This window comes from Butyrivibrio sp. MC2013, assembly GCF_000424585.1.
Lineage (GTDB): Bacteria > Bacillota > Clostridia > Lachnospirales > Lachnospiraceae > Butyrivibrio.
In genome coordinates, this window is the sequence record NZ_AUKE01000004.1 from 135,753 (window position 1) to 154,883 (window position 19,131).

Annotated in this window: 2 protein-coding genes; both read right to left on the bottom strand. The window is 45.3% G+C overall.

From position 1 onward, the window contains the following. Window positions 1-45: 45 nt before the first annotated feature. A complete protein-coding gene (locus G636_RS0102120; protein WP_026506674.1) occupies window positions 46-18,459 on the bottom strand; it encodes an MBG domain-containing protein in 18,414 nt (6,137 codons plus the stop codon). 230 nt (window positions 18,460-18,689) lie between these two features. Continuing rightward, the gene (locus G636_RS19245; RefSeq protein WP_051226402.1) at window positions 18,690-19,130 is read right to left on the bottom strand and encodes a winged helix-turn-helix domain-containing protein; all 441 of its coding nucleotides are present in this window, start codon (window positions 19,128-19,130) and stop codon (window positions 18,690-18,692) included. Window position 19,131: the final 1 nt, after the last annotated feature.

Here is a 19,131-nt window from a genome sequence, read left to right on the forward strand (position 1 = left end):
CCATAAAGGTGCAGGGCCTTTTCAGGTCATACCTTATCCGCCGGCTTATTCTTTTTGCTCTCTACGATCTTTTCTGAATAGAAGCTCTGATAATGCTGTTCCCATTATGGTCATCATCAGCGCAGGAAGATCATAACTGCAGCTGCCATAGAAGAAGAGGATCACAGCTATGCCATTAAAGATGATGAGCACAAAGTAGTGTCTGCTCTTTTTGTCCTTCTTCTTTTCTTCATCTTCATCAGCATATGCAGGATGATGATCCTGAGCATCTTTGTCATCTCTGTCATCTTTATCCTTCTCATCCTTCTTTCTGCCATAATAGATTATGATATACACAAGTGACAGGATCAGCATCAATAGTATCAGAATATGGATGATGCATTTGCCACCAGCCGCCTCCTCTATAGCTATGCCTGCTGCCAGTATATAGAGCGAATCATTATCAATATCGATGACTATCACCTGATCCCTGATGGCACCCAGTACCATTTCAGTTACAAGTTCACCGGATTCGTTCGTATAGACCCTCAGCAGCTGGGCATTTCCTGACATGGATTCATCCCATATCTCATCAGGGATACTAAGGGTTACGCTCTTCTTGCTGTATTTTTCATCAAGAAGCACTTCTTCCTCTTCATTTACCTGCATAAAGAGCTTTGCATCAAATGCACCTGCGATGGTATAGCCATCAGGGATCACAGCAGTTACATTTTCCAGTACTTCTTCAGTCAGCCTATCATCGTCTTTCTCTATCCTGACTTTGTAGAGACGTTTTTCGCTGCTGCCTTCATCGCCCTCAGGAATGCTTTCCCATATATCGATCACGTATCCGGAGCTTCTCTCTCCTGAATCCTCAGACCATAATAGCTTATCGCTATCAAATACGCTTCCTGCATTATCCAAACCGCTATCGTCCGCATCTTCAAATACAGATCTGCCACTTTCTTCACGGCTGTCTTTTTCCGGCTCCTTTCCGTCAGCTTCGTCCGACTCTCTCCTATCATCATTCTTCTTGACCTTGGGCTTTTCATCAGGAAGCTTTTCTTTCTCATTATCAGGCTCTATGTCTGCGGTATTTTCCGAAGCAGGTGTGTCCCCTGCATCCCCTGTTGTCTTCTTGTCAGATGCCTGTTCTTTATTATCGTTTGCGGTTTCTGATTTATTTGCATCCTCACTTTCTGAAGGATTATCAGTAGCAGTCGTTCCAGGTGTTTCTTTAACAGCCTTTACAGTCAATAATCCGTTTTGATATGTCAGCTCATAGCAGCTGCTCACATCCTGATCTCCGGCCATTATCACAGCTTCTCCGTTTATCTTATTGACCACTGAGCCTGGATTTACTATATATCCCTTCTTGTTATCAGCTCTTACTCTGATAGAATCCTCTAATATCTCGTGCCCCTCTACCAGACTACCTTCTGTTATTGTCCAACTTTCCCTGGTCAGACGCTTACCGTTGTATTTTCTTTGGGCAGAATCCGCAGTAATAGTCAAAGGTCTGGGAGTGATGATCAGCTTCACTGCTTTTTCAGCCTGCAGGTAGAGATCGCTCTCACGGCTGATCAGTGTCACTTCCAGTTCGCCCGTAGCTGTGAGACTGTCACTTTGAGCCTCGCGGTCTATAAGAGGCTGATCTTCATACTTAAGTGTCATAGGAATGTCACTTATCATGTGACTCGCTCCATCATATACGATCTCCAGATCCTCTGCATATATCTCCTGATGGCCTTTAGTAACTGTCAATAGACCATTGTTGTAGCTTATAAGATAATTGGCAGTTTGATCTTTGCTGCCTTTCTTTATGACAGCAGCAGATGGGATATTATCGGCAGTTCCCACACTGTCAAGGCTGCCTGTCACAGTAACGCTTGTCAGGCTGTCGCCATCAGCAAGGCTCCCCTGAGTGATCCTGTAAGAATCTTTGGTAAGAATAATGCCGGGAAGATAAACTGCAGACGCAGAGTCAGCTGTGATAGTTATCTTTCTTGGCAGCACAGTATATTTGCCTTTTACAGGACTCAAGCTATAATTGGCATTATCTGTATAGGGAACGATGTCATATTCACCCACATCCATACCATCTGCGTCACATCTATAGCTTATATCCGCATCGCCTTCTGCCGTTTCACTACCCTCTGTTATAGTGTATTCCAAAGAAGCCATAGCTTCTCCATATATGCTTTCTTTATCCATAGCCTTAACAGTTACGGGCCTTGGAGTGATGGAGAGACTACCGTTTACATAGCTTACAGCATAGCTGCCTGTGACATCTGTATCACCTCTCATGATACGCACAGCTGAGGGAACCATATTTCTTGTGCCTGCATTAGTCACAGAGCCCGAAAGAGTGATATCAGTTATCTCATCTCCCTGTACAAGGCCTGTGATATTACAAGCATCAAGCTTGTCATTAAGGCTTCTGTCATAGCAGCTCAGAGCTTCACCGTCATACTCTCTGCTCAGCTCCTTGCCTTTTATGGTCAGTTCTGCCTGACTGACAGTTATATGTCCGTTATTGTAGCTGATATTATAATTGCCTGTTCTGTCCTCTTCACCATTCTTTATGATCAGAGCTGAAGGTGTAAGAGGAGTCTCTCCTGCATAAAGGCCAGTTCCTGTCAGAGTAATAGTGTCAGCCAGGTCACCTTCTGCCAGGCCCCTTCCGCCTATGCTTATAAGGCTATCTTCTGCGGCATAGCTTCCATCATAAGCCAGTTGAGTTCCGTCATATACCTTTGCCTGATCCCGGGCAGTAACAGTGATATTTCTCTTATTGATGATGATAGAGCCGTCATTGTAGCTTATGTTATAACAGCCTGTAACAACCTCATCAGCATCCTTTATCACCGCATCAGATACAGATACATCATAGCTTCCTACCAGCATGCCGTTACCTGTCAGAGTCAACTCGGCCACGCTGTCATTGCCTGCAAGGCCCATTCCGCCTATAACATAATACTCATTATCACCATCATTCTTGTCAGACATATCCACCGGGCCTGCAAATGTCGCAGCCGATGCATTGTACTCAAGGCTTTGATCCTTGAAGCTTACCTGCAGATCCCTTGGTGTAAAGGATAATATGCCATCCTCATAATCTATGAGATAATCACCTGTCACATTTTCACCATGAGCATTTTTGATAACAGCAGTTCTCACATGAGAAGCTTCTGTATCTCCCACTCTCCTGGCAATACCATCATTATATACATCAACAGAGGCAACATGATCTCCCTCTGCCAGGGACGCTTCCTGATCCACGCTATATTCTATATCTGCCAGGCTGTGAGGACTTGCATCATAGACCTTGGACTTGCTATCAGCAGTAATAGTCAGCGCCTTTTGACTGATAGTGAGCGTTGCATCCACTGCAGCAGCAGGCAGATGATTAGCTGACTCAGTATAGCCTATCCTGATCTTGTAGCTGCCGCTATGAATAAATGACAGCTCTGACTGCTCTTCCCCAACATTTTCGTGACCTTCCTCATCTGTTGTCACAAGAGCATATGTGAATGCACCTCCCACTATTTCTTCTTCCGGATGGACTGTCCCGATCTCAGGGCTGAGAGTCCTGGGACTTCCATTATATGTATAGCTTCTGTCATCTACTGTTATAACAGGGACAGCCTTTGTCACAGTCAGGGTGCCGGGTATCAGACTATAGTCGTAGTTAGCTGATACATCCCTGTTATCATGTGCAGTATCAACTACTACTATGCTGGCTTCATCAATCTGATTAGAGCAGCTGCCAACCTCTGTTTGGCTGCTCTGTGATGTCATGGCAAGACCGGAGAGTACGTGCCCGGGCAAAAGACCTGTAGCCACAGCCAGCTTATCTGCTGCCACACCCTCGCCTATCCCGGGAGCTGTAAGAGCACTTCCGTCATAGATCTTCTCATCACAAGGAGCTGTTATCTCGGCGGCTTTAGCCGTAATAGCCAGCTCTCCTGCTATATAGGTCACTGCATAGTTCGCCGTATTGTCTGCGCCGGACCTTGTGATCTGCAGATCATATGGCATATTATCCTCGCTGCCCACATCAGTTATGCTGCCTGCAAAACTAAGGCCCGAGATCTCATCACCTGCAATAAGGGCACTTGTCACTCCTTCGACCGTGCCTGAATATGCTATGGAATACATATCCGTAGTCAGACTGCTGCCATTAAATACACCGCTATGTGTCAGAGGAAGGTCATTGTATACTCTGCTCTCAGATGAGCCAGTGACAGTCACAGGTCTTGGAGCGATCGTTACCAGGATAGTCTTACTGGATATCCACTCACCTTCTGTTTTGGCAGATAATACATCGACGCTGTAATGACCGCTCTCTGCCACATCCTTTATCTTGTATGTCCTCTCATCAGCACCTGTTATGACTGCGCCGTTCCTGTACCATTTAAAGGAGTATTCCGACTCTGCAGAGCCGTCAGAATAACCGGCTGTCATGGTCACTTCTTCGCCGTCATATTCTTTGGAATTGCCTTCAATATCCGTGGTAACCTTGGCACCTATGATAGGAGTATTCTTAACAGCCTGCTCACTGTCATTGCAGTTATTATTTCCATTTTCTCCTCTTTCATTAGCCAGCGCTCTGACCCTGAATTTGTAGAAGCCGTCTTCATTCAGATAATCATTGATATTCAGCTGATTATCAGTCACGACCACAGTATCCAGCACTGTATCAGATCCCCAGTTGCCATTGTTTCCGGGAGCCATGATGATGGTCACCTCATAGGAGACCGTAACTACGGAAGCAGGATCACTGCCTGCATTTTCTTCATATCCTGTTACAGGATCCCATCTAAGGAGCGCCCAAGGGTAATAACCGTCAGAGCTGTTCTCGAAATTCTCCGGAACTGCCAAAGTGACTTTATTGATGCTAAACTCCTTAACCTCCGAAGTAACCGAAGGATATGAATCCGTTCCTGCAGATCTGGCACATACTTCGTAATCTCCTGCCTCTGTGGGAACATTTTCGCTCCAAGCACTATCGTCCTCTCCATAAGGTCTGTAGAGTATAGTGATATCACCCATATCAGCGCCAAAGAGAGCTATGCATGTAGCAGGCTCCCTTGCAGAGCCGTAATCCCAGCTATTTGCCGTCAGTACCAGGCTGGCAGGATCACCGCTTGTAGGCTTTGTAATGGTGAAGAGCTTATGATCAGCAACCGCTATACTTTCACCGTTGTCCTGCCTAACAGCAGTAACGTTAACATATATATCATATGCCTGTGCCTTTTTGCCTCTTGGGAAGCTAAAGGACTCTTGATCCCAAACAACATCATACTGGTTTGTGACAACAAGGCCATTTTCCACAGTCTTTACTGTATCCTTGCCTGCATTTGACGCATTATATGTATAATTATTGAGCTTGTAATACCAGTTATATGTATAGCTGTAATCCACCTCTTCCTCATGACTAAGGACAGCTGTGTATACAGGGTGGATAAGCGCGCCATAGGGGGCAGATACTGCATCGGAATCAATGGCAACTACTGCCTCTGCAGCTTTCTTTCTGAGAGTGAGCAAAAGCTCAATACTCAGTTCATCCACGTCATCTGATATCGTAACAGCACCTGTAAAACTGCCATTTGCAGAATCATCTGCAACAGCAGCTGCTGCCACGCCTGTATCTGTTGAAGCTTCAAAAGTATCTATCTCATAGCCGGATCTGTATGTATGACTTCCATCTATGCCAAGGCTCGTCCACTCATATATCAGCTCTGTCTGAGCTTCTTCTCCGGCTATCACCACCCTGGAGGGAGCAGCGGTGCTATCAGATATACGTACCTGTGCTGTTCCTGATGAGCTTATAGCCTGACTTGTCATTGCATCATCACTAAATACAGGAGTTACAAGAACAGCCTTTTTGGCTCCGGAAGCTGCACCAGCGCCGTATTGCCCCACATTCTGATAAGAGCTGTTATTATCTTCGTCTGCTATAGCACAGATCGAAACTGTATATCTGCCGCTTCCGTTTGCCCTGATGATATCCGAGAAATCATATTCGTTTTCAGGATCACACGGGATAGTGGTAACAGGGTCATCTTCGCCCTCCTTTGTGAGCTCAAGCTTATAGCCTGCCACAGATACATTGGCAATGCCTGCCACCTCATTCCAGGCTACCACGCCTCCCTGCCAGCTAATACCGCTTGGTGCAGGCAGAGATCTGCTGACAACTGTCAGCGTTGCCGGAAGATATGTGATATCATAGTTGCCGTTTATACCTTCAGCAGGGCTGGACGAGCTGATATCAATTGTATAAGCTCCTGTATCAGAGCCCGGCTGATAAAGGGGCGAAGTGGAATAATCCATGGAAAAGCCCTGTATATCACTAAAGCCTTCGCCATCTATAAATCCGTCTCCTGTAAGACTGATGAGCCCGGCAGTAACATTATCTCCATATCTTATCTGAATATCATCAGGCTTAATGGCAAGTGCTTTGGCTGTAATATCTGAAAGAGCTGTTGTCTGGCTCAGATCACTGCCAAAGATTTCATGGCTGTCATAGAGCACAGCCTCTGCACCATTTGCAGCAGTCAGCAGTTCATACCTGGCTGCCAGAGGGCTGTCTGCCTTTATGGCAATAGTCAGATCAACAGGCTTTTCACTGCCCACATTTGCATCCCGGTAAGATGCTGTTACTGTGATCGCATCATCAGATAAGCCAAACTGAGTCTTGATATCTTCAAAGCTCTGATCTACATAGGGAGATGCTCCTACGTAATATCTGAATCTGGCATCTGCAAGACTTATATCAGACTGTGCTACGCTTCTTGTCCCATCATAAGTCTTTGCTGCTACTTCTATGCCCTCTATCAGGATATAGAATTTCTTGATAGTCAGGCTGCCCTCTTCTACCACAATATTGTAATTGCGGGTATATAGTCCGCCTTCTCCCGAAGCCACATTGGCAGGTGTCACGCTATAGGTCCCCGGCAAAGAATCCCCGCTTGCAGCACAGCTAAACTCTACTTCATAGCTTCCCGCTGACAAAGTAAGTGCTTCGTTAGTATATACATCCACATAGCCATCTTCACTGCCTATGATCTTGGCCTTTTCATTATTATTCTTGATAGTACGTATCCTGTCTCCGTATACATAATCTGTCAGCTTAAAGCTGCCGTCATATATAGTAGGAGGATACTCCACACCATAATTGATATATGCATCAACTGCATAATAGTGAAGGTTCTTCTTGGCCACATACAACAGACCGGAGCTCTCACCTGCCAGTCCCGAAGAGATATGGTAATCTATGCTGTAATTAGTATCGGAATAACGTATATCGTCATCCACATTCATTGCATAATAGCCGCAGTCATGACTTTTGCCTGCTGCCGGACTTACCACTGCAGCATAGTCACAATTCACCTTAGTCCTTACAGGATCAGTAAGACCTGCCATGATGATGCTCTCATCTTCCGAAACGGCATTCTCGATGACAAACTCATGCTCAGATGCCGGACTACCGTATGTCACAGTCTGATTAACGATCTTTACGGTGATATCCCTTGGAGTAATAGCAGCAGGCAGCTCAAAGTCATCATTTACAAGAAGATAATCATGGGCCTTTTCTCCTCCAAGCACAGCTTCTGTCACCAGGAGCTTATCAGCACCCAGAATGTTATTATCTGTGTCAGCCACATTCTTGTCATTATATACAGCAGCTATAGAGGTCAGGACAAGCAAGTCCGCATCTGATGCAAGCACGCCCGAAGCAGCTACTCCATCAAGATTTCCAAAGCTGTAATATCCATGAGAAGCTGCAGCGCCCATGACTGTGCTCCTTGAAGCAGCATCAGTATAGACATTACCATCATAGGTCTTAGTGATCGCAGGAGCCGAGTCTATTCCGCTGACACTGATGGGTCTTCTAGTGACTGTAATGATCGCCGGATTCTCATGATCCCAGCCCACATTATATTTTTCTGAGCTAAAGCCCTCTACAAAATGGTGCCCCGAATCTTCGCCCTCTGTTTTTTCCACAAAGAATACATAATAGGTCCCAACATCAAAAGCTTCAAAGAACGAAAGGCTGTCATCTATGTTAAAAGTATGTCCTTCTGAAACTGCATTTACATATTCGCCCTGCACCTTCTTCATGATCGAAAGCCTGGGATATCCTGATGCTACATTCACATCACCATTCTCTATACTGTCAGCCTCTGCAAGACCCAGCAGTTCATAGGCAAAAATATCAGCATCAGGGCTTTCTCCATATACAATCTGGGCACCTGCACCTGTCACACGTACATTGACCTTGCCATCCTTGACTATGCACGCAGTGGTAGCCTGCTGGCTATGCACCGCATCAATGATATAATTGCCGTATGATCCTGTAGCCTTAATAGCTACACCTCTTTGATCCTCTTCTGTGAGATAATAATGTATGGCAACAGGCTTATCGTCTCCCACATATATGGTGTCAAAATCACCGCTCTTTCCAATATTTTCCAGCGTCAGGCTATCACCGGCATATATGGAGCTCGTCCCGTCACTTGCCAGGCTTATAACTGCATCAGACAGATCAAGATCTGCCAGAGTCGTGCCGTCGTATTCTCTGTCTATACCCCTTATACCGCTTATGACGACAGGACACTTTTCTATGGTCAGTGTTCCCTTGCCATACTCTATTACATAGTTATCTGTGATAACATTCTTTCTGTCATGTTCATCCAGAGTGTAAATGGTCAGATCTGCAGCAGCTATATCCGAATATACTCCGGCATTCTTATAGCTTGCCGTTGCCCTGGCGTTATAATGTTCCCCTGCAGGCAGCAGGTATTCATAATAATCGCCGTCAGCACTGTCCTTGGTCTCGAATCTGAATTCATCCCTGCTGTCAAGCATAGTCTGGCTTCCCGCATTGTATACCTTAGACAGATCCTTGGGATAAACCTTGATATATCTGGGCAGTATCCTGTAGCTCTGATTCTGTAGTGTGAAGGTATAATCTGTAGGATAATAATTTGCACCTTCAACTCTCTCAACCTCAGGGATAGCACTGTAGTTTCCCGCATTTGTCTGCTTGTTTTTGACGGCAACACTAAAATCAGAGGTAGAATCAGGGATCCTGCCCGTATCACCCACTATCTTGATATAAGGCGCCAGAGGGCTGCCTGTATAATCATATTGATAGTCATCTTCTGTATATACGGCATCTTCGTCGCTGTTTTCATCAGGAAGCCACTTGATATCGAGAGGATAAGGCTTGATCTGTCCGGACAGCTGCAGACTGGTCTCTCCCTCAGGGAATACATAATTCCAGTTTTCATATACTCCGTGGAGATCATCAGCGGTGATGACCCACAGATTGCTAAGGGTCACTCTGGTGCCTTCATCCACACCACTGCCACTGGCATGCATATAGTCAAATGATGCGTCAAAATTGAGCATCATCGTCTTTCCGCTCTCTGACGGCAGTATACCGTTGATCTTGTAATAAGGATCTGCCGTGGCACCCTCAGTCTCTATTCCCGACTGCAGCCTGTAATAATCTGAATATCTGCCGTCTTCCTGAGAATACTTATAGGTCACATCTCCCACATGGTCTTCAGGCTTACCCTGTATAAGAGCTGTTCCGTCATAGATCTTGGTAAATGCTTTAACCGCAGTGACAGTTACAGGCACAGGAAGCAGTCCCACTCTCTCACTTCCTGTTATAGAAGCATAATTGGGGTCATTACTAATGACATAATAGTAGACTACATGGGGTATGGGATCTCTGTTTTCATCCACTATTACATCCTTGTATGAAGGCATTGTGCCAAGAGCCTTGGCAGGATCTGAGTCTTCCAGATCCAGTCTTGATGAAATGTCTTCACCTATGGTAAAAGCTTCTTCGCTGTAATAGATACTATAGCTCTCCGGTCTGTAGAGCCATCTTTCACTGTATTTATAGCTTGCTCCCGTATAGCTCTGATTTTCCACAGGGCTGGTCTGCAGGTAGCTATTGTTGGGATATATGATAAATTTGTAAGAGCCGCTGGCAGTCTCTGTTCTGCCGTTATCCTTTCTCTCAATATCAGCCACGCAGCGCAGCATGTAATATCCTGCATCATAGCCCACAGGAAGATTAAAGGTATTGGTGTTGGAAGCAGGTATGGGGATCATCTCAAAGTTATCTATTGTTTCGGGATCCATACTCTCAAATTCGTCAGCTGTAATATCTGTCAGCTTGCAGTAATACCAGCTGTACTCCTTGATGTTATTGGCACTTGCTTCACCTGAGTCGCCCCAGTTGACCAGCGCATTAAACTGATTGCGGGTATCTGATCCATATTTGTAATACAGAGGATCCTGTTCCAGATTCCTGCTGATGGTAATGGTTATGACAGGCTTGATAGCCAAAGTAGCATCTGTTACAGCTATATAATATCCTGATTCTGAGGCCTTAAAGCTGTATTCAGTTACAGCGCATACCTGCGAAAGAAGTGCTCCCTCACTATCCGCAGCTTCCACAAGACTTCTGATATTCTCAAGCTCTTCTGCTGTCAGCGCCCTGCCCTCGTTTATCCTGAACCATCCAAGGAAGCTGTAACCTGTAGGCTGCATGGTCGCATAGAGACCTACCTGCTGCCCGTAGTAATAGCTTCCTTCACCGGACAGAGTAAGGCCGTTTTCTTCATTGCCGTCCAGACAATATGCACTGGTATGAATGGATATAGAGGAATCTCTCTCATAATAGAAAGTCACATCCGCATCCAGATAGGCTTCAAAGCTGTTATTATCCCCAAGGTCCAGTGTCCCCGAATCCGAAGCATTATGCCTATAGGTACCGTTTGCAAAGATTACCATACTGCCTGCCGCACTCAGATCATGATCCTCAACCATGATGATATCTTCTGATTTGACACCTTCCAGATTTTCAACTGCAGCAAAGAGATTATTGCTGTCAACAGACTCTGTGTAATAATAGGTAATCCCGCCATTTGTATCAGTCACCACAGGGACATCCGTAGGCTGAGCGCTTCTGGCTTTTTCAAAGAGATCCTGCTGATATATCTTATTATTGTCCTGATAGAGATGTACTATGGCAAAATCTATCTCTGCCGGTATCCACTGTGCTTCTACCAAAGTATCGCATATGGGCATACTAAAGCTTGCAGAGGCAAGGGATAGTTCATAAGCATAAGCATCCTTATCCAGCTCTTCACCCTTAACGCTGTCTGTATAATCATATAGCTTCCAGCCCGTAAACTCATATCCTGCCTTGGAGGGAGTATTGATAGTTATAGTACTGCCGTTGATCTTACTGATGATCTCATCATTGGAAGCGGTCGCCGAGTCATTCCTTCTGATAGTAAGAATTGCTGAAGTACGTGAATAATAAGATTTAAGATTAATAGACTTACTGCCGCAGAAGCCACTTAGCACGTTCCTGGTATTTCTCACATCATGCTCATAGCCCTCCAGCACATAGCTGCCATAATCCATGCTAAATTCCGTAAAGGCTTTTACATAGTGGGATACCTTGCTGGCATAGAGGATCCTATCCTGGGCATTATTGTAATATCTGATATATAGTCCGGTCTTTTCCACTATAGTATTAGTATCATATTCATACCGGATCGCTACTTCCGTGGTTTCGGCATATAGGTGCTCACCATCCAGGGTCCCGCTATAGTATGAAGTGGATCCCGGCAGGGCATAGTAAGCTATATCAAAGTTTTGGATAGGCTCGTTAAAACGCTTGCCATAAAGGGTGATCCCCCTGGTAACGCTGATATCGCCGTTTACAGGATCTGTAAAATCATGATCCTTATACCATATGATCTCATAGCCCTCACCGGGGTCGAAAACCTCCGAGCCGTACCTGTCAAAGCCAACCTCTGCTCGGGGCACTGTTGTCACCTGCCCGTAATCGATCCTTCTGCTCTTACCGTCGTAAATATATGTAATAGCAAAATCTTTGACAAACTCAAAATAGTAGCTTAACTGAGTCTCAAATACATCTGCCGTACTTCCTGCCACGCCTAATATAGGAGTATCAGAGCCGCGGCCGGAAATCCTCTCATCACCTCTTGGCGTAACAGTGGCTGTACCATAGTTCACCGAAGGAGCATTGTCATCTGCTTCAAAGGTCTCTCTTCCCACATGGGCAGTAACACTGCCGTTGTAGTAATAATATGCCAGATTGCCCACATAGAACCTGTCATCATCTACCACTGTGAACAAGAGCTTAGGATCATGGCTGTCATTCTTTATGGCATAGAACGTAGCAGTTCTTGTTTCTTCTGTTTCCTTAGGATTGATATAAGTAACCTCTACAGGCTCAAACTCTTCCCTTAATGGTGCATCCTGGGCATTAGATGTAAACACATCAGATTTATTTGCTGCGCATATCTGATATGTTGTCCCTTCGTGCACATGTGTCAGCGGAACTTCGCCTACATATGTACCATCTGTATATTTTCTGTATGTAAGTCTCAGATAATAGTGCCTGTTTGTAACAGGCTGCAGATAATAGACCTTGGCATATGTGGCAGTGGAGCCGCTGCCGGCGCCTACAAGCAGCTTTCTTGTGCGGCTGTTTACCAGGGAAGCCTGGGTATTATACTGGGTATAATCGCCATGACCACCTTCAGAGCCCAGTCCCACATAAGATGAAGGCGAATATCTGTACCAATAATCCGCGATAGTATAGCCCATATCGCTAAAGGACGCAGGCTCATCCGGCAGATTAGTCACATCGGAAGAAGATGTAATACTGCCAAGGTATGTATGTGCACCGGGATTATCCCCATTATCGCCCACAGGAAAAGGATCCCTCTGACCGTTATAATAGTACTCAGAATCGATAAAATAGGATGTTCCCCACTTTTGCAAAAGGGTATAAGAGCTGATCTCGGACTGGTTGTAGCTGCCGCTGTCTGCGTTATAGTCCCTTCTGTAATAACTAACCGTAACAGGATATGACTTACGGGACATATAGAGCTTTAGTACAGTTATGGAATCCTCTTTGATCGTCTTGTTATCTTCTTCATATATGTTCTCCAGGATCTCAGACGATAACAGCTCCTCTTCCCTGTCCACATGCTCATAATGATTCTTGGCTTCAACACCATCCATGAGCCTGGAGATTGGTATCTCGTCGTCGTCGCCTTCGCCGTCTTCTACAATGCTCACAATTCTTCCGGGCTCTATATAACGCTCATAGCTGGTCTCTTTCTTAAAGAAGCCTGCATCTGTACTGGTGTATGTACCACCTGAATATGTATGACTGACATCCTTTGTTATTTCCAGATATACTTCTATGATGTACTTGGACTGTTCTCGGGAAGCATATTCTCTTACCACACTGACATCACCGGCAGGCATGGTCACAGGCCTGGAGCCCGTTGACCAGTCTACAAAGTTGGCCAGATAATACTTATCTGCCGTCACTACACCCTCGCCCTGGGGCCAGCGGGCAGTCCAGGCTCTTGAGTGTTCCTTGCCGTTTTCGTAAGTCACCATTCCGTCTCTGTCATATCCGTAGGTCTCAAAATAAGCCGCAGACAATTCCCCTTCCCCCGGGAATGCATATCCATAAGGGAAGCGCCAGCTGGCATCATCTTCAGGATAAGCAGAACCAAAGAGACATACATTCTCATCACGATTGCCTCTGTAGACATTCATAGTGAGATCATACACATTTCTTGTATAGTAGAAGGATACGATGGTAGGTCCGTTCTGGACGCCCTCAGGCAGCTCGCCTTCTATCCGGGAATATACATAATGGCTTTCATCCTGATCATATGTGCCTTCATTCGCAAAAGCATTAAGCGCAGCAAGGCTGTCAAATTCCAGCCCCTCCGAACTGCCATAGGTCACTTTTACAGCAGCAGCTGTAAAGCCCACAAGCTCCCTGGCTGTGACGATCTCTATGCTCTGACTTGTGGCATCGGAATCAACATAGGCATGTATCTCTTTGCCATAGCTGGCAGTGATCAGTTCATCAGCCTGTATGGCAGGATTGAGGCTAAAGTTCTTCCCAAGATAATCATTTTCCCCATCGGATGTATCTATTTCCTGGAAATAATATCTTATTATGTAAGTGGCTGAATCCGCTTTGAAATAGCCTGTTACATTAAGGCTGTTGGCAGGCATGGTAGAAGGAGCCGCACCTGCATCGCCATAATTCCAGCCTATAAAGCTGTATCCTATATGGCTTGGGAGTGCATGCTCTTTAAATTCCTGACCATAGTAGAAATAGTCAGTAATGACCTTACTGGTCTGATCATAATCTGTATAACTGTAGTTAACTGCGTATTGCCTGAGAGCATAATAAATGTTCAGCTCCATATCATCTTCAGTCACTGTGATAGATGATATATATTCAGGACTGCCCTCAGGAAGCTGAGGAGTACTGGTAAGACTGTAACCGGTCCTGTCCTGTCTGATCGCTGCATCATTATAAGAGATGCTGTCACCATACGCACAGGAATATACAGCCGAATTATCCGCTTCATCAGGGTAACTCAGCTCTGTATCATCATCAGCTTCAGTCAGTCTCTGGTAATAGTAATTGACTCTGTAGCTAAACTTCTTATTGGTCCAGCCTGCTTTCAAAGTAGCTGATTCATTTTTGACATAGGATGCACAGTCAGGCAATATTGATGAGCCTGCTGTCCAGTTGGTAAATACATATCCGGCTTTGCTAAATCCGTTGGCAGGAAGTACTACAGTATTATCCTTGAGTTTATATATAGGATCCATAGATCCTGTAGCATCAGCATCATTTTTATCAAAGCTAAGCTTATAAACAGTGACAGGGCTTTCACAATATCTGACATTGCCGCCGGTATCCTTAAAGAAGAGATAATGATCACCTGCATCAGCAAAATCTATTGTTGTTTCAAAAACATGGGCAGGTGCTTCATTAACAGGTTCAATGGTGATCCAGTCATCCTCTGATACCCCGTCAACAGATCCTGCTATCTGATAAGCTGACAGCCCCAGAAGATCGCTGATCCTGACAGATGCTCTCACATATGAATAATCAGGAGCCTGGACAGCGCTGTAATTCTCGCAGATAGGAGCAGAGTCCAGGGATTTGACGACAAGAGCCGCATCCACTGCACTCTCAAGGCTCTGTGACGTGAAGCTCACTGTATAGTAGCCGCCTGACTTAAAGCTGCTCCTCGTAAGCCCGCCAGATCCCGCCGTATAATTAAACACAGTACCTGCATCATCATGCTCATAGCCGCTGTTATAGGTCACATAACAGTCTGCACTTTCGCCCTGGAGCAGATATGTCACGCTATCATCTTCCAAGTCGCCATGAATAGCATCAGCATATTCCAGACTTGATACACCCATATCCATTCCCAGCTTCATCGCAGATAGCCTGGCTGTATATTTATAGGCTATCTTTGACGATGCACTGCCCTCTGTATAATTGTTATACATGCCTGCATCGTCCTCACCTATCCTGGCAGTGATAGTGGCAGAGTATGCCCCGACTCCATTTTCAACAGAATCCTGCAGGATGATATCTCTTACGTCCAGGCTGGTCTGGGCAGTGATGATAGGGCTGCCCATAATATCATCACCCTTATAGAGATCGATCTCATAAAGGATATTCAGTCCATCTCTTGTTATGGCAACCCAGCTCAGAGTTCCTGCCTTCGACCCCCATTTAAGGGATGTAATCTGGGGAAGGGGAGCCCTGGTAATAGATAGAGAGCCGGCTTCCAATACAATATCATAGTTGCTTTCCTTGGTTGCCGAAGTAAGGGTATAGGCTATCGAATTTTGAACGGGAGATTCCTCCACTGTCCTTACGGATCCGGATACAGTCACAGAATGAAAACCTTCGCCCTCTGCAAAGCCGTCTCCTGACTCCACATGATTACCTGATGTATGGGCATTGCCGTCATAAGGCCAGCTTTTGCTGTCAGAGCTTATGATGATCTGCCTCTTTTGAATGGTAAAGAACGCGGGTGCTGCAGTGATCGCGCTGTAATTGGCGGTCTCTGCCACCTCAGCCCAGACATAATATCTGCCGGCATCTTCAGGCACAGTAGTTACTGCAGCAGACTTATCAGCGTCTTCAAAACTCTCTTCATCTCCTGCTCTCAGATATTTATATGTGACTGATGCTGCGTCTCTTATGCCCTCCTGGGTAGCCACGCTAAGGTCATCCGGTCTCTCTGCGTATTTCCAACTGTCATGATTGATAGTGGTAGTAAGCTCATAGCCGGACTTTACTATCTCAAAATGTGTCCCGGCATATACGCCGCTGTAATTGCCTATGAATGTTATGATGACCGTTGCAAGGCTGCCTACGTTAACGTTTTGATCATAACTGACAAGATAATCATCAGAAGTCAGCTCTATTGTCACCGGGCCATCACCACTGTCTATATTTAGCTCTACAGACGTGACCGCAGGCGTAATTGGACTGCCTGAATATACAAATGGCCCCTCTTCTACGGTCACAAGGACCTCTGTTTCTTCGTCCACCAGAAGCGAGGTAACAGTCAAGCTGCCGGGTATAACAGTTAACTCATAATTATCTGCCGTAAGGCCCTGGGCAGTGATATCATAGCTTCCTGTAGCGGTTCTCACCTCGTCATCACATCTGTAAGGACAGCTAAGCTTGTCTGCGTAGCCGCTTCCCAGCACAGACTCAAGGCTGTCTCCGCTTACCAGACCACCATCACCTTGTGACTGTGATGCACGTAAGCTGTATGTGGGAACAGGACTGCCATATACTATCTCTTTGTCATCGATTGTCAGAGAAAGGGCTCTCTTTGCAATGCTGACATGAGCAATATCAGAAACTGTACTTGTCTCTTCGCCCTCTTCTGTAATAGCTGCTACAGCTTTATAATAACCGCTGTCAGAGACGTTTCTTACTGACAATGTGCCTTCAGTTCCTCCCTCCAGGGCGCTATAGCTACCGTTAACGCTGTCAGCGCGGTACCAGGTCCATGTCACTGAATCGTAAGTCTGATCAAGAGCTACTGTAAGATCAACGGCTGCACCGTCATAAGTCTTACTGTATTCTCCGCTAAGGTTGCTTGCAAAGCCCACTCCCTTAAGGGACCATCCGGCATAATATATATTATCCTCAGCAGGGACTGCATCTATAGTTGTACCTGCTGCGACAGCAGCAGATGAGTGATCATCACTTGTATAATATCCCAGAAAATCAAATTTGGTCCTGCTGGCCGCAGGCATAGTAAATGAAGGTGCATCTCCGCTTACAGCAGCTTTTGAAACGCAGTAATCAGAATACGTATTATTAAGATAATAATTCCGGATCAATAGCCTGGTAATATCAATTGCAATATCAGACCTTTTGACATTACCTGAAGCGTCCTTGACATAGAGATAATAGCTGCCCGAATCAAGACCTGCATAAGAGAGCTGGGCCGTAGCACCTCCCCCGCCTTTTACAGGAGCTCCATCAAATTCTGTCCAAGCCGATACTCCCTGGGCCAAGCTGCTTTGTGACAGGGCATAGCTCACAAGACCTGCTCCCTCATCATAGGCAGCTATTTGTATATTGTCTCCCGAAGCTGCATATCCCGTGATAGTAGGAGAAATATTATCAACTATCTCAATAGCAAAATTGATAGTGTCTGTATCCTGCGCCAATATCAGATCACTCACCGGCACATTAAAATACAGATAATATCGACCAACATCCGGAGTTGCTGTCCAGACAGGTGCTGATGCAAGGCCCTCTATGGAAGACGCATAATGGACCTCAACGCCGGAGCTGTAATGCTCAGTGCCATTCTCATCATCAGAAAATATTGCATCTGCTGTAAAAGTCACAGAATCGTCATAGGATATACTGTAGAAATCTCCAAAAGCTCCTGACATAAGAGCATCGCCATTGGCATAAAGCTTGTATATGGGGTACTGAGTGGCTGTAAGAAGCATAGCACCCCGCATCATTTTTTTATTTTTGCTGCCCTTTGAAGGCTCTGTCTGATCCTCGGTCAAAGACTGCGCATCATTTTGGGCCACTTGCCCTTCATTTGCCGCACTCTCCTGGGGCAGCTCTGATATCTTATCACCATCGCCCTCCGGCTCAGTATTATCATTAGCTGCAGGCTGGCTTTCAGGCAAAGTATCTGAAGCTGGATCTGCTGTAGGAGCGGGATCTGCTGTAGGAGGAGCTTCCTCTTCACTAATAGGTGACGACCCTGAACCTTGAGCAGCTTCAGAAGCCGGATCACCTTCTAAGGACGACTCCGTTGCTGAGCCGGGCTGCGCCTCAGGATCCGGAACAGGATCTGTTTCAGACTCATTTACAAGATCTATTTCATCCCCGGGAGCTGAGGATGCAGGAGCAGGTTCTGTTTCAATAAATTCCTTATTCGAAGCTATCTCATCTCCCGCTGTAGCGCTAAAGCATGCACAATCAAATACCATTAGCACTGCAAGCAGCATAGAAGCAATACGCAAGCGCTTTTTATTTGAAATATACAGTTTAATATTTTTATGTTTTTTCATATTCATCCCCCTATCTGCAAGCGACAAGACCGGCAGGATACATTATCAATATTTCATTTATAAGCATAGCAATCTATCATTACACTACTATTACATCCTGAAAATCAGCTTCATATCTCTTTTCTCAGCTTGTCTTGTGCAACAAAAAAGGAACAGCTTATGACTGTTCCTAAATGTTTATTTATTTCTCAATGCATATAGATTCTTTTATTTCAGATTACTTAAGCTATTTAGATATATTTTTGGCCAATATATCCTATTCTTTCCTCTGCCCATTCATATTGACTCATATATTCCCCTTCAAACACAGACAATGCCTTAAGATCGTATTCTTCAGCCAGATAATAATCGCATTTGATATGATCTGCCATAACTGCATAGGAATCCCTGTGCTGGATGAGAACATCCTCTTCTCCCAGGTTTTTAAGTGTTTCTCGAAGAGAAAATACGATCTGTGAGAAGTATCTTTTTTGATTATCATCATCTGATGCTCTGTCTCCCCAAAGAGCTGCCCTGATCTCACTGTTAGTGGCAGAAGCCCCCTTACGATCCACCAGATAAGCAAACAGCTCTTTGGATTTATTTCGTCCAAAGTGTACTATCTCACCATTGTAAAATACTTCAAAATTACCAAAGCATCTGACATACAAGCCATCCGCTCTGCTCTCCACA

Bases quoted from the DNA above. Each gene is read 5' to 3' on its own strand.
- G636_RS0102120 (WP_026506674.1), bottom strand. From the start codon at position 18,459: ATGAAAAAACATAAAAATATTAAACTGTATATTTCAAATAAAAAGCGC.